This window comes from Streptomyces arenae (genome assembly GCF_022343545.1).
GTDB lineage: Bacteria > Actinomycetota > Actinomycetes > Streptomycetales > Streptomycetaceae > Streptomyces > Streptomyces humi.
In genome coordinates this window covers 19,817-38,641 of record NZ_JAKQYH010000044.1, presented here as the reverse complement: position 1 = coordinate 38,641, position 18,825 = coordinate 19,817, and the positions used below count along the sequence as shown (strand labels likewise).

The 18,825-nt window shown below is 70.6% G+C and carries 16 protein-coding genes; 9 read left to right on the top strand and 7 right to left on the bottom strand.

All coding sequences use genetic code 11. From position 1 onward, the window contains the following. Window positions 1–14: 14 nt before the first annotated feature. Window positions 15–1,013, bottom strand: coding sequence for an ArsR/SmtB family transcription factor (locus MB828_RS19415; protein WP_301649315.1), 999 nt, complete (start codon window positions 1,011–1,013; stop codon window positions 15–17). A gap of 606 nt (window positions 1,014–1,619) precedes the next feature. Between MB828_RS19415 and MB828_RS19410 the strand changes: the two genes are divergently transcribed. The 4 genes from MB828_RS19410 (at window position 1,620) to MB828_RS19395 (ending at window position 5,608) form a co-directional block, all read left to right on the top strand. Further along, entirely contained in the window at window positions 1,620–2,822 is a 1,203-nt protein-coding gene (locus MB828_RS19410; RefSeq protein WP_301649314.1) for an MFS transporter, read from the top strand. A gap of 88 nt (window positions 2,823–2,910) precedes the next feature. Further along, the gene (locus MB828_RS19405) at window positions 2,911–3,420 is read left to right on the top strand and encodes a MarR family winged helix-turn-helix transcriptional regulator (protein WP_046730841.1); all 510 of its coding nucleotides are present in this window, start codon (window positions 2,911–2,913) and stop codon (window positions 3,418–3,420) included. A gap of 66 nt (window positions 3,421–3,486) precedes the next feature. Next, window positions 3,487–3,825, top strand: coding sequence for a DUF3817 domain-containing protein (locus MB828_RS19400; RefSeq protein WP_133025250.1), 339 nt, complete (start codon window positions 3,487–3,489; stop codon window positions 3,823–3,825). Between the two features lie 82 nt (window positions 3,826–3,907). Then, complete coding sequence (locus MB828_RS19395) at window positions 3,908–5,608, top strand: acyl-CoA mutase large subunit family protein (RefSeq protein WP_301649313.1); 1,701 nt, start codon at window positions 3,908–3,910, stop codon at window positions 5,606–5,608. Window positions 5,609–5,698: 90 nt separating this feature from the next. Here the strand turns inward: MB828_RS19395 and MB828_RS19390 are convergent, their stop codons facing one another. Continuing rightward, the gene (locus MB828_RS19390) at window positions 5,699–6,349 is read right to left on the bottom strand and encodes a TetR/AcrR family transcriptional regulator (RefSeq protein ID WP_133025248.1); all 651 of its coding nucleotides are present in this window, start codon (window positions 6,347–6,349) and stop codon (window positions 5,699–5,701) included. Between the two features lie 232 nt (window positions 6,350–6,581). Here MB828_RS19390 and MB828_RS19385 point away from each other — a divergent pair, with 232 nt between their 5' ends. The 4 genes from MB828_RS19385 to MB828_RS19370 all read left to right on the top strand — a co-directional run bounded on the left by MB828_RS19385 (window position 6,582) and on the right by MB828_RS19370 (window position 10,922). Next, entirely contained in the window at window positions 6,582–7,553 is a 972-nt protein-coding gene (locus MB828_RS19385) for a tetratricopeptide repeat protein (RefSeq protein ID WP_133025247.1), read from the top strand. 635 nt (window positions 7,554–8,188) lie between these two features. Continuing rightward, complete coding sequence (locus MB828_RS19380; protein ID WP_133025246.1) at window positions 8,189–8,836, top strand: DUF6230 family protein; 648 nt, start codon at window positions 8,189–8,191, stop codon at window positions 8,834–8,836. Between the two features lie 141 nt (window positions 8,837–8,977). After that, window positions 8,978–9,562 (top strand): DUF6114 domain-containing protein, encoded by a 585-nt coding sequence (locus tag MB828_RS19375; RefSeq protein WP_301649312.1) that lies wholly within the window; start codon window positions 8,978–8,980, stop codon window positions 9,560–9,562. Next, entirely contained in the window at window positions 9,552–10,922 is a 1,371-nt protein-coding gene (locus MB828_RS19370; RefSeq protein WP_301649311.1) for a hypothetical protein, read from the top strand. The genes MB828_RS19375 and MB828_RS19370 overlap by 11 nt, the downstream gene beginning before the upstream one ends. A 104-nt stretch (window positions 10,923–11,026) precedes the next feature. Here the strand turns inward: MB828_RS19370 and pyk are convergent, their stop codons facing one another. The 3 genes from pyk to pta form a co-directional block, all read right to left on the bottom strand. Beyond that, complete coding sequence (gene pyk / locus MB828_RS19365) at window positions 11,027–12,454, bottom strand: pyruvate kinase (RefSeq protein ID WP_301649310.1); 1,428 nt, start codon at window positions 12,452–12,454, stop codon at window positions 11,027–11,029. Window positions 12,455–12,534: 80 nt separating this feature from the next. Further along, a complete protein-coding gene (locus tag MB828_RS19360; protein ID WP_301649309.1) occupies window positions 12,535–13,770 on the bottom strand; it encodes an acetate kinase in 1,236 nt (411 codons plus the stop codon). Continuing rightward, on the bottom strand, window positions 13,767–15,857 hold the full coding sequence (pta, locus tag MB828_RS19355) for a phosphate acetyltransferase (RefSeq protein ID WP_133025242.1): 2,091 nt from the start codon (window positions 15,855–15,857) through the stop codon (window positions 13,767–13,769). The genes MB828_RS19360 and pta overlap by 4 nt, the downstream gene beginning before the upstream one ends. 198 nt (window positions 15,858–16,055) lie before the next feature. On the opposite strand from pta, the gene MB828_RS19350 reads away from it, so the two are divergent. Next, window positions 16,056–17,081: an ATP-dependent 6-phosphofructokinase gene (locus MB828_RS19350; protein ID WP_301649308.1), complete on the top strand. Its 1,026-nt coding sequence runs from the start codon at window positions 16,056–16,058 to the stop codon at window positions 17,079–17,081. Window positions 17,082–17,171: 90 nt separating this feature from the next. On the opposite strand, the gene MB828_RS19345 is transcribed toward MB828_RS19350, so the two are convergent. Both MB828_RS19345 and MB828_RS19340 read right to left on the bottom strand, forming a co-directional pair. After that, window positions 17,172–17,894, bottom strand: a complete 723-nt coding sequence (locus tag MB828_RS19345) for a helix-turn-helix domain-containing protein (RefSeq protein WP_301649307.1) — start codon at window positions 17,892–17,894, stop codon at window positions 17,172–17,174. Between the two features lie 91 nt (window positions 17,895–17,985). Next, window positions 17,986–18,816 carry a carbohydrate ABC transporter permease gene (locus MB828_RS19340; protein WP_046730853.1) on the bottom strand — a complete coding sequence of 277 codons (831 nt, stop codon included), beginning with the start codon at window positions 18,814–18,816 and terminating at the stop codon, window positions 17,986–17,988. Between the last annotated feature and the right edge of the window lie 9 nt (window positions 18,817–18,825).

The window sequence follows — 18,825 nt, the reverse complement described above, 5'->3', positions numbered from 1 at the left end:
CACGGCCGGGGCGCTCAGTCGTCCCCGGGGGCCGCGGCACCCGACGCCAGGGCGATGCCCAGCGGGGTCCGTTCGTACAGCACCTGGTGGCCGTAGCGGCGGGAGGTGAGCAGCCCCGCGTCCCGCAGTGCCGTCAGATGGGCGGAGACCGAGGACGGGGCCAGCCGGAGCCGGTGGGCGAGGGCGGTGGTGGTGGCGGGGTCGGTGAGCGCGGTGAGGACGGCGGCCCGGCCCCGGCCCAGCAGCCGCACCAGGGTGTCCGGCGCGGTCGCGGCCGGGTCGGTCCACAGGCCGCCGATGCCCCGGGCGGGGTAGACCAGCGTCGGGCGCGCGGGCGGGTCGAAGGAGCTGATCAGGTCCGGCCAGGTGAACACGCTGGGCATCAGCACCAGGCCCTGACCGCCGAGCCGCCGCTCGTGCACACCCGCCGACTGCACGGTCAGCGTCCCGCTGCGCCAACCGCAGCGGCGGTGGATCTCGGGCAGCAGCCCGCCCAGACCGACCTCCGCGAGCCGCCGGGAGTGGAAGGCGATGTCCGCCTCCAGCAGGGAGCGCAGCCTCGGCCAGTCCGGGGCGACCAGGACCTGCCAGGCCGCCTCCAGGGCGTCCGTCAGCTCCCGGACCAGGCGCGCCGGATCGGCCAGCCAGGCCCGGCCCGTCGCCGACTCCAGCGCGCCGGGGGTGTCCGCGAGCGACCGCGCGGTGTCCGCCCGCGCCGTCTCCGGGTCCACCGCCCGCAGGACGGCGAGCTCCTCCTCGATCGAGGCCGCGGGACCGGAAGGCGGCGGCACCAGCCAGTCCGGGGTGTGACCGCGCCGGGGCATCACCAGCCACAGCGGGGTCAGATCGAGGCCGTCGGCCACCGCCCGGATCCGCCGCAGCCACGGCGCGTGATAACCGTGCCGGTCCGGCCGCCGCAGCGTACGCACCGCCTCCTGCGTCTCCCACACCGGCGACACGACGAACCGGCACCGCAGAAAGTCGTCCTCGTCGAAGTGGAGGTGGGAGGGCATGGCGGGTCCTGGAGGGGTCCTGGAGGGTAAAGGGGAGCGGGTGGCCCCGGCGGCGGCCGCTCCGGAGGCGAAGCGGCCCGCACCGGCGGGCCTGCCGAGGGCGGCAGACCGGGCCCGGGACCGGCCGGTGCCCACGCACACGACGTGGTCAGCCGGGGCGGAGGCGGGGCCGGTGTGGGGACCGGGGTCAGGGCCGGTGTCGGCGTCGGCGTCGGCGTCGGCGTGGGGGCCGGGGTCGGTGTCGGGTCGGCGTCGGTGTCGAGGCCGGGTCGGTGTCGGTGTCGGCGTGGGAGCCGGGGTCGGTGTCGGGGGTGGCGTGGGGGTTGGTGTCGGGGCCGGGGCCGGGGCCGGGGTCGGTGTCGGGTCGGCGTCGGTGTCGAGGTCAGTGTCGGGGCCGGGTCGGCGTCGGTGTGGGAGCCGGGTTTGCCGTCGGTGTCGGGGGTGGTGTGAGGGTCGGCGTCGGTGTCGAGGTCAGTGTCGGGGCCGGGTCGGTGTCGGCGTCGGCGTGGGGGTCGGCGTGGGGGTGGGAGCCGGGTGGTGTCGGTGAAGATTCGGCTGGTGCCGAAACTCTAAGGCGGCGGGCCCGGCGCGGGCACGCTGGGGCCCATGTCCGCTCCCGCCCTGTCCGGGCCCGTCGGCTACGGCCGGGTCCTCGCCGTTCCCGAGTTCCGTGCCGTCTTCGCCGCCCATGTCCTGTCGATGCTCGGTGTCATCGTCAGTGAGATCGCGCTGTCCGTGCTGGTGTACGACCTCACCGGGTCGCCGCTGCTCAGCGCGCTGACCTTCGCGCTCGGGTTTCTGCCCTACCTGGTCGGCGGCACGCTGCTGGCCGGGGTCGGCGACCGGTACCCGGCCCGCCGGGTGCTGGTGGTGTGCGACCTGGTGTGCGCGGGCTGCGTGGCCGCGATGGCCGTACCGGGAACCGGGATCGGCGTGCTGCTCGGGCTGCGCTGCGCGCTGGCCGTCGTCTCGCCGGTGTTCGCCGGCACCCGGATGGCCACCCTCTCCGACATCCTCGGCGGCGGCGACCTGTTCGTGCTCGGCCGCTCCCTGCTCCGCATCGTCGCGCAGAGCGCGCTGCTCGTCGGCTACGGCCTCGGCGGCCTGCTGCTCGCCGTCCTCGCCCCGCGCCACGCGCTGCTGATCACCGTCGCCGGCTTCCTCGCCTCGGCCGCGCTGCTGCGCCTGGGCACCCGGCACCGGCCCGCCCGCGCCCGGGTCCGTGAACGCGGCGGCACCCGCCAACTGCTCGCCGACCGCCGCATCCGCCTGCTGCTCCTGCTCTTCTGGATCCCGGCGATGTTCGCCGTCGTCCCCGAGGCGCTCGCCGCCCCCTACGCCGACGCGCTCGGCGCCGGATCCCCCGGCCTCGGCCTGCTGATGTGCGCGCTGCCGGTCGGCACGGTCGCCGGCGAGCTGTACGCGGGGGCGCGGCTCGGCCCCGCCGCCCGGGAGCGGATCGCCCTTCCGCTGGTCTGTCTCACCCTGCTGCCGTACCTGGGCTACGCCCTGCACCCCTCCCTCACCGTCTCGCTGCTCCTGCTGCTGCTCGCGGGCGCCGGGTCGGCGTACACGCTGGGCCTGGACCAGTGGTTCGTGCGGGCCGTGCCGGAGGAGCTGCGCGGCCGGGCCATGACGGTGCTCAGCGCGGGGCTGATGACCATCCAGGGCGTCGGCATGGCCCTGGCGGGGGTGGCCGCGGAGACGGTGGGGGTACGGGCCACGGTGGCCGCGGCCGGGGTGGTGGGCGCGGCGTGCTGCTGCGCCCTCGCGGCGGCGGCCCGGCGGGCGGTCAGGCCGGGGTCCTGACGGAGGTGGCGCGCCGGGTCGCGGGCAGAGGTGACCGAAAGCCGAGACAGGGCTGACCGCTATATGACCGGCCGGTAGGGTCGGTGGCGTGCCCAAGCCACTCAGTCTTCCCTTCGACCCCATCGCCCGTGCCGACGACCTCTGGAAGCAGCGCTGGGGGAGCGTCCCCTCGATGGCCGCGATCACCTCGATCATGCGGGCCCAGCAGATCCTGCTGGCCGAGGTCGACGCGGTGGTCAAGCCGTACGGGCTGACGTTCGCGCGCTACGAGGCGCTGGTCCTGCTCACCTTCTCCAAGGCCGGCGAACTGCCGATGTCGAAGATCGGCGAGCGTCTGATGGTGCATCCCACCTCCGTGACGAACACCGTCGACCGGCTGGTCAAGTCCGGGCTGGTCGCCCGGCGGCCCAACCCCAACGACGGGCGCGGCACGCTCGCCACGATCACCGAGAAGGGCCGTGAGGTCGTCGAGGCGGCCACCCGCGACCTGATGGCGATGGACTTCGGACTCGGCGTGTACGACGCCGAGGAGTGCGGCGAGATCTTCGCGATGCTGCGCCCGCTCAGGGTCTCCGCGCACGACTTCGACGAGGACTGAACGCGCCGCCCGCCGAGCGGTGCCCCGGGGCAAGATCTACCGGAACGGGTGGTTACGCTCGTGCCCATGAAAAAGAGCGTGCTGACCCGCTACCGCGTCCTGGCCTACGTCACCGGTGTGCTGCTGGTGCTGCTGTGCCTGAGCATGATCGCCAAGTACGGGCTGGACATCGACGGCGCGGCCGACGTCACGCGGGTCGTCGCCATCGCGCACGGCTGGCTCTACGTCGTCTACCTGGTCTTCGCCTTCGACCTGGGTTCCAAGGCGAAGTGGCCGGTCGGCAAGCAGCTGTGGGTGCTGCTGGCGGGCACGATCCCGACGGCCGCCTTCTTCGTGGAGCGCAAGGTCACCCGTGAGCTCGACGCCAGGGTGACCGAGGGCGCCCCGGTCGTCGCCAAGGCCTGAGACCCGGCACACACCGCCGTACGGACACCCGTGCGGCGGTCTCCATCGACATTTACTTGGACGTCCTAGTAAATTCGAGGGTATGGACGCTGACGCCATCGAAGAGGGCCGCCGACGGTGGCAGGCCCGTTACGACGCGGCCCGCAAGCGGGACGCGGACTTCACGACGCTCTCCGGTGACCCCGTGGAGCCCGTGTACGGGCCCCGAGCGGGTGACACGTACGAGGGATTCGAGCGGATCGGCTGGCCGGGTGAGTACCCCTTCACCCGCGGGCTGTACCCGACCGGCTACCGCGGGCGGACCTGGACCATCCGCCAGTTCGCCGGGTTCGGCAACGCCGAGCAGACCAACGAGCGCTACAAGATGATCCTCGGCAACGGCGGCGGCGGTCTCTCCGTCGCCTTCGACATGCCGACCCTCATGGGACGCGACTCGGACGACCCGCGCTCGCTCGGCGAGGTGGGGCACTGCGGGGTCGCCATCGACTCCGCCGCCGACATGGAGGTCCTGTTCAAGGACATCCCGCTGGGCGACGTGACGACGTCCATGACCATCAGCGGGCCCGCCGTGCCCGTCTTCTGCATGTACCTGGTCGCCGCCGAACGGCAGGGCGTCGACCCGTCGGTCCTCAACGGCACGCTCCAGACCGACATCTTCAAGGAGTACATCGCGCAGAAGGAGTGGCTGTTCCAGCCCGAGCCCCATCTGCGCCTCATCGGCGACCTGATGGAGCACTGCGCGGCCGGCATCCCCGCGTACAAGCCGCTGTCCGTGTCCGGCTACCACATCCGCGAGGCGGGGGCGACGGCCGCGCAGGAGCTGGCCTACACGCTCGCCGACGGCTTCGGATACGTCGAACTGGGCCTCAGCCGCGGCCTGGACGTCGACGTCTTCGCGCCCGGCCTCTCCTTCTTCTTCGACGCGCACGTCGACTTCTTCGAGGAGATCGCCAAGTTCCGGGCCGCGCGCCGGATCTGGGCGCGGTGGATGCGCGACGTGTACGGCTCCCGGTCCGAGAAGGCGCAGTGGCTGCGCTTCCACACCCAGACCGCCGGAGTCTCGCTGACCGCCCAGCAGCCGTACAACAACGTGGTGCGCACGGCCGTGGAAGCACTCGCCGCGGTGCTCGGCGGGACCAACTCGCTGCACACCAACGCCCTGGACGAGACCCTCGCCCTGCCCAGCGAACAGGCCGCCGAGATCGCGCTGCGCACGCAGCAGGTGCTCATGGAGGAGACCGGGGTCGCCAACGTGGCGGACCCGCTGGGCGGTTCCTGGTACGTCGAGCAGCTCACCGACCGGATCGAGGCCGACGCCGAGAAGATCTTCGACCGGATCAAGGAGCGCGGACTGCGCGCCCACCCGGACGGCCGGCACCCGATCGGGCCGGTCACCTCCGGGATCCTGCGGGGCATCGAGGACGGCTGGTTCACCGGGGAGATCGCCGAGTCCGCCTTCCGGTACCAGCAGTCGCTGGAGAAGGGTGACAAGCGGGTCGTCGGCGTCAACGTGCACACCGGTTCCGTCACCGGCGACCTGGAGATCCTGCGGGTCTCCCACGAGGTGGAGCGGGAGCAGGTGCGGGTGCTGGGCGAGCGGAAGGCCGCCCGCGACGACGGCGCGGTGCGCACCGCCCTGGACGCCATGCTGGCCGCCGCCCGGTCCGGCGCCAACATGATCGCCCCGATGCTCGACGCCGTACGCGCGGAGGCCACCCTGGGCGAGATCTGCGGGGTACTGCGGGACGAGTGGGGGGTGTACACGGAGCCGGCCGGGTTCTAGGGCGTCGGAGCCGGCCGGGTTCTGGGGCGTGTCGCGAGGCAGGCGTGTCGCGAGGCAGGCGGGTCTTTCGCGACGCGCCCCAGCCGTGCCCTAGCCGCCGTCGCCCGGTGGGGTGGTCGCCTCGGCACGCTCCGAGCCGAGGCCCTGGAGCAGCACCCGGGTGAAGTCGCGTACCCAGTCCGCGTCCGCCGGTTTGCCGCTCATCAGGGTGCGGTGCACGACCGCGCCCGCCACCATGTCGAAGATCAGGTCCACCGTGCGGGCGGCCGCGCCCGGGTCCGGTTCCGTGGGGAGTTCGCCCCGGCACTGGGCCCGGGCCCGGCCCTCCAGGACGAGCCGCTTCTGGCGGTCCACGATGGACGTGCGGATACGTTCCCTCAGAGCCTCGTCCCGGGTCGACTCGGCCACCGCCGCCATCAGGCCGCTCCTGGCCTCCGGGCGGTCCAGGATCGCCGCGAACTGGAGCACCACGCCCTCGATGTCGTCGGCCAGGCTGCCGCGGTCGGGGAGTTCGAGCTCGTCGAACAGCTCCGCCACCGCGTCCACGACCAGTTCGTTCTTGCCGGCCCAGCGGCGGTAGAGCGTCGTCTTCGCCACCCCGGCCCGGGTCGCCACGTCTCCCAGGGTGAGCTTGGACCAGCCCAGTTCCACCAGTGCCTGCCGGGTCGCCGCCAGGATCGCCGCGTCCGCGGCGGCGCTGCGCGGGCGGCCGGTACGGCTGGCGGGGGTGCGGCTCTGCATCCCTCGACCATAACCGGCGGTTCGTGTGAGGTCGTGAGGGAGATCACCGGAAACCGGTGTCGCGCGGGGCCCCGATGGCATTACGCTACGAGTCGTAGCGAAAGCTCGTGACGACCGCACGGGCGACGACCACGGGTGTCGGGTGGGGACCCGGCACCAACTGAAAACGTACCGCAGACCTGGCTTTCACAACGCTTTTCACTTGCGCGCGGGAACGGGGGAGGATAGACGCATGCAGCCACGGAACATGTCCATGAGCGGCGTCGTCGACCTCGCCGCGGTGAAGGCGGCCCAGGAGGCCAAGGCCAAGGCCGAGCAGACGCGCGCCGAAGCGGCCCGGCAGGGTGGTGCCGGTGCCGTCGCCCCGGCCGACCTGGTCATCGACGTCGACGAAGCCGGCTTCGAGCGCGATGTCCTCCAGCGGTCCGCCGAAGTCCCCGTCGTCATCGACTTCTGGGCCGAGTGGTGTCAGCCCTGCAAGCAGCTGAGCCCGGTCCTGGAGCGTCTCGCCGTCGAATACAACGGCCGCTTCCTGCTGGCCAAGATCGACGTCGACGCCAACCAGATGCTGATGCAGCAGTTCGGGATCCAGGGGATCCCGGCCGTCTTCGCGGTGGTCGCCGGGCAGGCGCTGCCGCTCTTCCAGGGGGCGGCGGGCGAGGAACAGATCCGCGGCACCCTCGACCAGCTGATCCAGGTCGCCGAGCAGCGGTTCGGGCTCACCGGACTCGTCGTCGACGCCGACGCGCAGCCGGGAGCCCAGCCGGCGCCCGCGATGCCGGCGGGTCCGTACGACCACCTCCTCGAAGCCGCCGTGCAGGCGCTGGACGCCGGTGACTTCGGCGGTGCGGTCCAGGCCTACCGGAACGTGCTGAGCGACGACCCGGCCAACAGCGAGGCGAGACTGGGGCTGGCCCAGGCCGAGTTGCTCCAGCGGGTGCAGGGGATGGACCCGCAGCAGGTGCGCAAGGACGCGGCCGAGAAGCCGGCCGACGCCGAGGCGCAGATCGCCGCCGCGGACCTGGATCTGGTGGGCGGGCACGTCGAGGACGCCTTCGGGCGGCTGATCGAGACCGTGCAGCGGACCGCCGGGGATGACCGGGACGCGGTACGGCGCCGACTGCTCGAACTCTTCGAGGTGGTCGGCACCGACGATCCCCGAGTCGTCGGCGCGCGCCGGGCGTTGGCACGGGCGCTGTTCTGAACCGGCTTCTGACCAGTCGCTAAACGTCACGTCCTGTGATGCCCGAGTGAAAGATTGGCCGACATGGGGTCACGGCGGCTGCTCTTTGCCAAATCTTGGTAATTGCAGCCGCTGTTACTCGCAGTAAATCAGGGGCGTTGACCTGTCCGGTTCCGTCCAAGGATCAACTGTTTTGTTCCGCCCCTGAAGGCCACCCAGCGTCGCACTCCGAGACCGGCAGGTCGTCCTTCGGTTATCCGGCCGTTACTACCGAGTAACGAAGGGCCTTGTGCGGGCGGCGAGAATGCACCACGATCGGCGACGCTCGGTCCATTCCCGTACCCCGACAGCCGGTCGGGTCCACGGGTTCATCTGGGTCCCCACCGAGCAGAGTCGGCGGCAGTGACGCCGGCTCTTGGGCAGGGGGGTCTTCGCCGGTACGGCGAAGCCTGTCCGGCAAGGTTGTGCGTGATGCGTGTCAGGCGCGACCAGTGGTTGTCGCTCGGGGGTGATCGCCGGTGATCGAGGTGCGGTTCGCGCCTCCGAGCGCGGGCGCTCCCCTTCCGAGGACGTAGCACTTCTCCCATCCCTGCCCGGCCGAGCCGCCGCCGGTGGCGATCCCGGGCCAGGAGATGTACGTCCGAGAAGGAGGAAATATGGAGTCCCAGGTGCGTGGCGGGACCAGATGGAAGCGGTTCGCTGTGGTCATGGTGCCCAGCGTGGCCGCCACGGCGTGTATAGGTGTCGCCCTCGCGCAGGGCGCTCTCGCCGCGTCGTTCAGTGTGTCGGGACAGCAGTTCAAGGTCACGGCGGACTCGCTCGAGGGTGACGGCTTCGTCCAGTACGGTGCCGTCGACTCGGGTTACACCCTCTCGGGTGACAAGACGGCCCACCCGGTGGCGGTCTCGGCGTTCAACAGCGCCACGATCACCAACCTGTGCCAGTCCGTGGTCACCCCGAATGTGCCGTTCTTCGGGAACGTCAGCCTCATCCTGCACGCGGGCACCGACCCGAAGAAGCCGGTCGAGGCGACCAAGCTCTACATCGACCTCGACGACCTCAACGCCGACGCGACGTTCACCAACATCAACATCGGTGTCGCGGCCCAGGACTCGACCAAGGGTCCCGGCATCAAGGGCGACGAGCTCAAGGCCGGCAAGACGAACCCGTACGGGTTCGCGCAGGAGGCGGACCACGCCTCGCTGACCGGAGTGAAGCAGACGGCGTGGGCGACCACCGCCGCCACCTTCAAGCTGAGCGGTCTGCACATGTCGATCTCGACGAAGGGAGCGGAGTGCTACTAAGCGCTCCGTGACGGGCGGGGGAGCCGACGGCACCCCCGCCCTTGCCCCTTCTGTCCACGGTCTTCACACGCGGTACAACGCACCACCACCGCCCGATCACAGCAACACACCACAGCAACGCCGCACCAGGGAGCTGTTTCCATGAGCGCCGAGACCTCTGCCGCATCCGGCCAGTTCACCCGCCGGAGGCTGCAGTTCCGCGCCTGGCGGGGCACCCGGCCGTTCTGGGCCGGTTTCTACATGCTGCTCGCCGGCTTTCCGATCATGTACTTCCCGTACGCGCACCTCCAGGTCGGTCACCTCACGATCGCGATGGCGACCACCGCGGGTGCCGGGTCCCTGATCATCGGCGTGCTGCTCGTCGTCCTGGGCGTCAGCGTCTGGTACCAGAAGCACATCCGCACGTTCGCGGGAGTCGCCGCGATCCTGCTGGCGCTGGTGTCCCTCCCCGTGTCCAACTTCGGCGGCTTCGTCATGGGCTTCCTGCTCGCCCTGATCGGCGGAGCGATGGCCGTTGCCTGGTCGCCGGGCGCTCCCCCGCAGCAGCAGCCGGAGGGCGAGGTCCCCCCGGCCGGGGACAGCGCACCGGACGAGGCCCCCTACTTCGCGGGTTCGGACGGCGTGGTCGACGGCGGCCCCTCCAAGGGCTTCACCGCCCCGGAGGAGAACGACCTGTCAGGAACGAGCCCGGTGAACGGGGCGAACGGGAGGCACAGTGCCGGCTGACGAGGTGACCCACGGGACTGAGGTGGACGAGTCCCGTGTGAGAACCGGGCCGCGCCATGCGGCACCCAAGAAGCCGCTGTTCACCAGGTTCCAGATGCCGGCCGGCAAGGCGATAGCCTCCGTGGCGATGCCGACGGCCGTCATCATGGGCATGGGGTTCACCTCGACGCTCGCCATCGCGGACACGAACAACACGTCGGCGTCGTCGAAGAGCCTCGCCGAGGACTACAAGAACTGCGTCTCCGCCCTGGACTCCGCCTCGCCCTCCGCCTCGGCGAGCGCGAGCGACAAGGCCACGGACTCGGCGACGCCGTCCGCCACGGCGTCGGACGACGCCAAGGGCTCCACGTCGTCGTCGGGCGGCAAGTCGTCCTCGTCGGATTCAGGTTCCGACGACACGGCCACGCCGACGCCGTCCGCGACCAAGTCGTCCTCGTCGTCGGACGGTTCGGGCTCCTCCTCGGGCTCGTCCGGGTCCGACGGCACGGCCACCCCGTCGCCGTCCGCCTCCGCGAGCAGCAGCAGCGGCGGCGGCCTGCTGGACTCCATCGGGGACGCCATCACCGGCATCCTCGGCGGCAGCACGACGAGTTCGTCCTCGTCGGACTCCACGGCGAGCGCCACCCCCTCGCCGTCGGCCTCGGCCACCTCCGACTCGTCCTCGTCGTCGTCCTCGTCCTCCTCGTCGTCGGGCAAGGACAGCGGTTCCGACACCGTGTCCAAGACCGTCAAGAAGGTCACGGACACCGTGAAGGACACCACGGACACCGCGACCAAGGCGGCCGACAAGGTCACCAAGGACGCCACCAAGGCGGCCGGCGACGCCACCTCCAGCGCCTCGCCGAGCCCGTCCGCGAGTTCCACCACGTCGGCGGACGATTGCAAGGTCGCCACCGACGACGTGAGCGGTGTCGACAACAAGGTGGCGGTGGCGGACGACCCCTGGTACCTCAGTGCCAGTTCGCTGCTGCTGAAGAGCGCCGACTACCAGGGTGTCGTGGAGGTGAAGACGGCCAGCGGCAAGACGAAGAAGGTGCTGAAGTACGTCATCTCCGGCGGCACCGACATCGGCGACCTGCACCAGACGGTCAAGGACACGAAGATCGACAAGACCTACCACGTGCAGGCGGCCTCGGGTTCGACGTCCACGATCCGCGACGGCGACACGACGATGTACACGGAGTCGATCTCCGGCAACCTCTTCGGTCTGATCCCGATCACGTTCAGCCCGGACAGCCCGCCGCCGCTGAACATCCCGCTGATCTACTTCACCAACGTGAAGGTCGTCCAGGCGGCCCAGTTCGGTGGCACCCTGCACGTGCCCGGGATGCACGTGTACACCACCGACGGAACCGGCTGAGCACCACCAGGAACCTCTCCGGGAGCCGCGAGAAGGGCTGTGCCCCGCCGAACAGTTCGGCGGGGCACAGCCCTTCGCGTCGTACAGGGCCCTTCACGGGGGCGTCACTTGTTGACGCCGCCGATGTGGTGGACGCGGAGCATGTTGGTGGTGCCGGGGACACCGGGGGGCGAACCGGCCGTGATGATGACGGTGTCGCCCGGGTGGAAGCGCTTGATCTTCGCGAGCTCCTGGTCGACCATGTCGACCATCTCGTCCGTGCTGTTCACGAACGGCACCACGTGCGACTCCACGCCCCAGCTGAGGGTGAGCTGGTTGCGGGTGTTCTCGTCGGTGGTGAAGGCGATGATCGGCTGCTGGGCGCGGTAGCGGGAGAGACGGCGGGCCGTGTCGCCGGACTGCGTGAAGGCGACCAGGCCGCGGCCGCCGAGGAAGTCCGCGATCTCGCACGCGGCACGCGCGACCGAACCGCCCTGCGTACGCGGCTTCTTGCCCGGCACGAGCGGCTGCAGGCCCTTGCTCAGCAGTTCCTGCTCGGCCGCGGCGACGATCTTCGACATCGTCTTGACGGTCTCGACCGGGTACGCGCCGACGGAGGACTCCGCCGACAGCATGACCGCGTCGGCACCGTCCAGGATCGCGTTGGCCACGTCGGAGGCCTCGGCGCGGGTCGGACGGGAGTTGGTGATCATCGACTCCATCATCTGGGTCGCCACGATCACCGGCTTGGCGTTGCGCCGGCACAGCTCGATGAGCCGCTTCTGCACCATGGGGACCTTCTCGAGCGGGTACTCGACGGCCAGGTCGCCGCGGGCCACCATGACGGCGTCGAACGCCATCACGACGCCCTCCATGTTCTCCACCGCCTGCGGCTTCTCCACCTTGGCGATGACGGGGACCCGGCGGCCCTCCTCGTCCATCACCTGGTGGACGTCGTCGACGTCCTTGGCGTCCCGCACGAAGGACAGCGCGACCATGTCGCAGCCCATGCGCAGTGCGAACCGCAGGTCCTCGACGTCCTTCTCGGACAGCGCGGGCACATTGACGGCCGCGCCGGGCAGGTTGATGCCCTTGTGGTCGGAGACGACACCGCCCTCGATGACGATCGTCCTCACCCGCGGGCCCTCGACGTCCAGGACCTTCAGCTCGACGTTGCCGTCGTTGATGAGGATCTGGTCGCCGCGCGAGACGTCGCCCGGCAGGCCCTTGTAGGTCGTACCGCAGATGGTCTTGTCGCCCGGGACGTCCTCGGTGGTGATGACGAACTCGTCACCGCGCTCCAGCTCCACCGGTCCCTCGGCGAAGGTCTCCAGACGGATCTTCGGGCCCTGGAGGTCGGCGAGGACGCCGATGGGGCGCCCGGTCTCCTTGGCGGCGGCCCGGACGCGGTCGTACCGCCCCTGGTGCTCGGCGTGGGAGCCGTGGCTGAAGTTGAACCGGGCCACGTTCATACCCGCCTCGATCATGGCGACGAGCTTCTCGTGGGTGTCGACCGCGGGGCCGAGAGTACAGACGATTTTCGAACGGCGCATGGGGCGATCCTATCGGTTTGTTTCGCTGCGGAATATTCCGTCTGGCGGAAGATACAAATGGGCGCCGATATGCTCAGCTGTTATTCGCCGGCGCCGCCGTGGTTACTTCCGGGTTTACTTCCGACCAGCGCGTACGTCTGCTCGGCGATCTCCAGTTCCTCGTCCGTCGGCACCACCGCGACGGCCACCCGCGCATCCGCCGGCGATATCAGCCGCGGCCCGTCCGCCCGGACGGCGTTCGCCTCCGGGTCGACGGCCAGGCCAAGCCCCTCGAGGCCGGCCACGGCCGCCTCCCGCACGGGCGCCGCGTTCTCCCCGACGCCCGCCGTGAACGCCACCGCGTCCACCCGGCCGAGCACCGCGCAGTAGGCGCCGATGTACTTCTTCAGACGGTGAATGTAGATGTCGAAGGCGAGCTTCGCCTGTTCGTCACCCTCGTCGATCCGGCGCCGGATCTCCCGCATGTCGTTGTCACCGCACAGTCCGAACAGACCGCTCCCCTTGTTGAGAAGAGTGTCGATCTCGTCCATGGACATTCCGCCAACTCGCGCCAAATGGAAAATGACGGCCGGGTCCAGATCGCCGGAACGGGTTCCCATCACCAGCCCCTCCAAAGGCGTCAGCCCCATGGAGGTGTCCACGCACCGGCCGCCGCGGACCGCCGAGGCGGACGCCCCGTTGCCCAGGTGCAGCACGATCACGTTCACCTCTTCCGGTGCCTTCCCCAGCAGCCGCGCGGTCTCCCGGGACACGTACGCGTGCGAGGTGCCGTGGAAGCCGTAGCGGCGGATGCGGTACCGGTCGGCGATCTTCGGATCGATGGCGTAGCGGGCCGCCGCCTCCGGCATGGTCGTGTGGAACGCCGTGTCGAAGACGGCGACCTGCGGCAGGTCGGGGCGCAGCGCCCGCGCGGTGCGGATACCGGTCAGGTTGGCCGGGTTGTGCAGCGGGGCGACCGGGACCAGCCGCTCGATCTCGGTGAGCACCGCGTCGTCGATCACCGTCGGCTCGGTGAAGAACATCCCGCCGTGCACCACCCGGTGCCCGATCGCGGCCAGCTCCGGCGAGTCGAGCCCGAGGCCGTCCCGCGCCAGCTCCTCCGCCACCGCCTTCAGGGCGGCCTCGTGATCGGCGATCGGCCCGTTCTGCTCCCGGGTCCCGCCACCGGTCGCGCAGGTGTGCTTCAGCCGTGAGGTCTGCTCGCCGATCCGCTCGACCAGCCCCGTCGCCAGCCGGCTGCCGTCCCGCATGTCCAGCAGCTGGTACTTCACCGACGAGGAACCGGAGTTGAGGACGAGGACACGACTGGGGCTCACTGGACGGCTGCCTTCCCGCTCGGGTTCTGGGCCTGGATCGCCGTGATGGCGACGGTGTTGACGATGTCCTGGACGAGAGCGCCCCGGGACAGGTCGTTGACGGGCTTGCGCAGCCCCTGGAGCACCGGCCCCACCGCGATGGCGCCGGCCGACCGCTGCACGGCCTTGTAGGTGTTGTTGCCGGTGTTCAGGTCCGGGAAGATCAGCACGCTGGCCTGCCCGGCGACCTCGGAGTCCGGCAGCTTGGTGGCGGCCACGCTCGGCTCCACGGCCGCGTCGTACTGGATCGGCCCCTCGATCATCAGGTCGGGACGCCGCGAGCGCGCCAGCCCGGTCGCCTCCCGCACCTTGTCGACGTCTGCGCCCGAACCCGACGTACCCGTCGAGTACGACAGCATCGCGATCCGCGGCGCCACGCCGAACTGGGCGGCGGTGGCGGCCGACTGGATGGCGATGTCGGCGAGCTGGGCGGCGTCCGGATCCGGGTTGACCGCGCAGTCGCCGTACACCAGGACCTTGTCGGCGAGGCACATGAAGAACACCGAGGAGACGATCGACGACCCGGGCTCCGTCTTGATGATCTCGAACGCCGGCCGGATGGTGGCCGCCGTCGAGTGCACCGAACCCGACACCATCCCGTCGGCCAGCCCCTCCTGGACCATCAGCGTCCCGAAGTAGTTGACGTCGGAGACCACGTCGTAGGCCAGCTCCACGGTCACGCCCCGGTGGGCGCGCAGCAGCGCGTACCGCTCGGCGAAGGCGTCGCGGAGTTCGGAGGTGGCCGGATCGATCAGCTGGGCGTCGCCCAGGTCGATACCGAGGTCGGCGGCCTTCTTGCGGATCTGGTCGACCGGGCCGAGCAGGGTCAGGTCGCACACGCCCCGGCGCAGCAGCACCTCCGCCGCGTGCAGCACACGGGTCTCGGTGCCCTCCGGGAGGACCACCCGGCGCTTGTCCGTGCGGGCCTGTTCGAGCAGCTTGTGCTCGAACATCATCGGGGTGAGCCGGCCGGTGCTCGGCGCCGAGACCCGCTTGTTGAGACCGGAGGTGTCGACGTACCGCTCGAACAGGCCCAGCGCGGTCTCGGCCTTGCGCGGGGTGGCCGCGTTCAGCTTGCCCTCCAGGGCGAACAGCTGGGCGGCGGTCGGGAAGCTGTTGCCGGGCACGGAGAGCACCGGGGTGCCCGGGGCGAGCCGGGCGGCGAGCGTCAGGATCTCGTCGGTGGGCCGCTCGCCCAGGGTGAGCAGCACCCCGGCTATCGGCGGGGTGCCGGCGCTGTGCGCGGCCAGCGAACCCACGACCAGGTCCGCGCGGTCGCCCGGGGTCACGACCAGACAGCCCGGGGTCAGGGCGGGCAGGAAGCTCGGCAGCATCGCCCCGCCGAAGACGAAGTCCAGCGCGTCCCGGGCCAGCCCCGAGTCGTCGCCGAGCAGCACCTTCGCGCCCAGGGCGTGGCTGATCTGGGCGACCGTCGGCGCGGACAGGGCGGGTTCGTCGGGCAGCACGTACACCGGCACCGGCAGCCGGCCGTCGATCCGCTCCGCTATCTCGTCCCGGTCCTCGCGGGCCACCCGGTTGGCGACCATCGCCAGCACGTCACAGCCGAGGCCGTCGTACGCCCGGAACGCGTTGCGGGTCTCCGCGAGCACCGACTCCGCGTTCTGGTCACGACCGCCGACCACCGGGATCACCGAGGCCCCGAACTCGTTGGCGAGCCGGGCGTTCAGGGACAGCTCGTCGGGGAACTGGGTGTCCGCGTAGTCGGTGCCGAGGACCAGGACGACGTCGTAGTCCCGGGCCACCAGGTGGAACCGGTCGACCAGGGTGGAGACCAGCTCGTCGGCGCCCTGCTCGGCCTGGAGGGCGGACGCCTCGTGGTAGTCCATGCCGTACACCGTCGCCGGATCCTGGGAGAGGCGGTAGCGCGCCCGCAGCAGCTCGAACAGCCGGTCAGGACCGTCGTGGACGAGGGGCCGGAACACCCCGACCCGGTCGACCTGCCGGGTCAGCAGCTCCATCACGCCCAGCTCGACGACCTGCCGGCCGTCGCCGCGGTCGATCCCGGTCACGTACACGCTGCGCGTCACGTGCGCACACTCCGTTCCCTGCATCTCGTCTTCGGCATAAAGTCTTCGGCATAAAAATCGCCCACCGAGGTGAGCAGAACCCTCTTGACAATACCCCCGGTGCCGGATAAGGCGCCCGTCAGGATTTCAGTGCCCCGCACGGCATGAAACAATCGGATCGGCTCATCGGTCACGAAAGCGAGCAGGAGACACACCACCATGCGTATCGGAGTTCTCACCGCAGGCGGCGACTGCCCCGGCCTGAACGCCGTCATCCGATCGGTGGTGCATCGCGCGGTCGCACAGTACGACGACGAGGTCATCGGCTTCGAGGACGGTTTCCGGGGGCTGCTCGACGGCCACTACCGCCCCCTCGACCTGGACGCGGTCGGCGGCATCCTGGCCCTCGGCGGCACCATCCTGGGCTCGTCGCGACTGGAGCGGGACCGGCTCCGCGAGGCGTGCGACCGGGCCACCGACATGGTGGCGGAGTTCGGCATCGACGCGCTGATCCCGATCGGCGGCGAGGGCACCCTGACGGCGGCACGCATGCTGTCCGACGCCGGCCTGCCGGTGGTGGGCGTCCCGAAGACCATCGACAACGACATCTCCTCCACCGACCGCACCTTCGGCTTCGACACCGCGGTGGGCGTCGCCACGGAGGCGATGGACCGGCTCAAGACCACCGCCGAGTCCCACCAGCGGGTGATGGTCGTCGAGGTGATGGGCCGGCACGCCGGCTGGATCGCCCTGGAGTCCGGGATGGCGGCGGGCGCGCACGGCATCTGCCTGCCCGAGCGGCCCTTCGACCCCGCCGACCTGGTCAAGATGGTCGAGGAGCGGTTCGCCCGCGGGAAGAAGTTCGCCGTGGTGTGCGTGGCGGAGGGCGCCCATCCCGCCGACGGCACGATGGACTACGGCAAGGGCGCGATCGACCAGTACGGCCACGAGCGCTTCCAGGGCATCGGTACGGCACTGGCGTACGAGCTGGAACGGCGGCTCGGCAAGGAGGCCAAGCCGGTCATCCTCGGACACGTCCAGCGGGGCGGCACGCCGACGGCCTACGACCGCGTCCTCGCGACGCGGTTCGGGTGGCATGCGGTGGAGGCCGCGCACCAGGGGGAGTTCGGGAAGATGACCGCGCTGCGGGGGACCGACATCGTGATGGTGCCGCTCGCGGAGGCGGTGACCGAGTTGAAGACGGTGCCGAAGGACCGGATGGACGAGGCGGAGTCGGTTTTCTAGGCGGCTGCGGGTGTAGTTGTAAGTGCGGGTCCGTGGGGGCTGGTCGCGCAGTTCCCCGCGCCCCTTCGGGGCGCTTTCGGTCAGGGGTGTTCAGAAGTTCCCGTTTTCGATTGCGGTCCAGAAGTGCGTGACGATCCGGGTCAGGAAGTCCTCGCCCAGTTGTTGGGCCTGTGCTGACGTGGGTGAGTCGGCCCATGAGAGCGTTGCTGTCATGCGGCCCTGGTACTCCTCGTGGAGTTCGCGCAGGGTGTTCTCGAGCAGGTGTCTGTCCAGCGGGACCAGCTTGCCCACCTGCCGGACGTGGGCCTGCCAGCGGGTGGTGACCGCGCCGCGGAGCAGGCCGGCCAGCTTCTCCTCCTTTCCGGTGACGGTGACGAAGTCCGGCAGGGACAGCTGGAGGAGGTCGGCGAGGACCGCGGACTGCCGCTCCGTGCCCCGCCAGTCCCCGGCCTCCTCCATGTCCAGGTAGGGGAGGAGTTCCAGACCCACCGCCATGGCCACGTCCTCCGGCGCGACGCCCCGCGCGATCCGGTGTTCGCGCAGGGTCCGCGGCCGGCCGATCAGGTCACCCGGCGAGCACCACAGCACCCCCGCGAGCGCGGTGAGTTCGGGACTGGTGGGGACCACGGCCCCCTGCTCCCAGGCGCGCACGAGATCGGGCGTGGCGTACGGCATCCCGTACGACGCCCGCAGGTCGTGGGCCACGTGTTCGGGCCCCATGCCGAGCGCGGACCGGAGTCTGCGCGCGGCGGGGGCGTCGAAGGGAGGACCTGGCTGGTTCGGCAGAGCTGGGGGTCGGCGCACAGCCGACAAGGTAGGGGCGGGCGGGGGCGCTGACTACGGTCCGTTCGGCCAGGAACACGGATTGTGCGAACGTACTGTTTCGATCATCTGCTCGTCCTGTTCATCCCTTGACGGCGCCGCCCAGCGCGAACCCGCCGCCCAGCCGCCGCGCGACCAGCACGTACAGCAGGATCACCGGCGTCGAGTAGATGACGGAGAACGCGGCGAGCTGGCCGTAGGCGACCAGGCCACGGTTGCCGAAGAAGTCGTTGATGCTGACCGAGGCGGGCATCTGGTCCGGCGAGAGCAGCAGCATGAACGGGACGAAGAAGTTGCCCCACATCATCACGAAGGCGAAGACGGTGACGACGGCGAGCCCAGGTCCCATGAGCGGCAGCACGATCCGCACCAGCGACTGGGCGGAGTTGGCCCCGTCCGTCCAGGCGGCCTCCTCCAGCTCCTTCGGTACGCCGTCCATGAAGTTCTTCATCAGCCAGATGGCGAACGGGAGTTGGGAGGCGGCGAAGAACAGGATCGTGCCCTGCATGGTGTCGATGAGGTTGACCCGTACGAACAGCGCGTAGACCGGCACCATGATCGCGGTGATCGGCAGGCTGGTCGCGAAGAGGATGGACAGCAGGAACGGCCGGTTGAGCCGGGACCGGTAGCGGGAGAGCGGATAGGCGGCGAGGGCCGCGCAGGCGACGGTCAGCGCGGTGGCGCCGCCGCACAGGATCAGGCTGTTGAGCAGCGGGGTGTAGGTGATGTCGGGGGTGAGGATCGCGTCGAAGTTGCCGAGCGTGAACCCGTCCGGGATCTTCACCCGCAGATCGGCGTGCGGGTCGACGGCGGACAGCAGCACCCAGGCGAGCGGGAGCACGAACGCGGCGGCCACGACGAGCAGCCCGAGGTCGGCGGCGAGGCGCCGGGAACGGCTTCTGGAGCGGGGCATCTGGTGGTC

Excerpts from the sequence above, each read along its gene's own strand:
- MB828_RS19410 (WP_301649314.1), top strand. The coding sequence starts at position 1,620 with ATGTCCGCTCCCGCCCTGTCCGGGCCCGTCGGCTACGGCCGGGTCCTC.
- MB828_RS19380 (WP_133025246.1), top strand. The coding sequence starts at position 8,189 with ATGGAGTCCCAGGTGCGTGGCGGGACCAGATGGAAGCGGTTCGCTGTG.
- pyk (WP_301649310.1), bottom strand. The coding sequence starts at position 12,454 with ATGCGCCGTTCGAAAATCGTCTGTACTCTCGGCCCCGCGGTCGACACC.
- MB828_RS19350 (WP_301649308.1), top strand. The coding sequence starts at position 16,056 with ATGCGTATCGGAGTTCTCACCGCAGGCGGCGACTGCCCCGGCCTGAAC.
- MB828_RS19385 (WP_133025247.1), top strand. The coding sequence starts at position 6,582 with ATGCAGCCACGGAACATGTCCATGAGCGGCGTCGTCGACCTCGCCGCG.
- MB828_RS19400 (WP_133025250.1), top strand. The coding sequence starts at position 3,487 with ATGAAAAAGAGCGTGCTGACCCGCTACCGCGTCCTGGCCTACGTCACC.
- MB828_RS19375 (WP_301649312.1), top strand. The coding sequence starts at position 8,978 with ATGAGCGCCGAGACCTCTGCCGCATCCGGCCAGTTCACCCGCCGGAGG.
- MB828_RS19340 (WP_046730853.1), bottom strand. The coding sequence starts at position 18,816 with ATGCCCCGCTCCAGAAGCCGTTCCCGGCGCCTCGCCGCCGACCTCGGG.
- MB828_RS19395 (WP_301649313.1), top strand. The coding sequence starts at position 3,908 with ATGGACGCTGACGCCATCGAAGAGGGCCGCCGACGGTGGCAGGCCCGT.
- MB828_RS19415 (WP_301649315.1), bottom strand. The coding sequence starts at position 1,013 with ATGCCCTCCCACCTCCACTTCGACGAGGACGACTTTCTGCGGTGCCGG.
- MB828_RS19390 (WP_133025248.1), bottom strand. The coding sequence starts at position 6,349 with ATGCAGAGCCGCACCCCCGCCAGCCGTACCGGCCGCCCGCGCAGCGCC.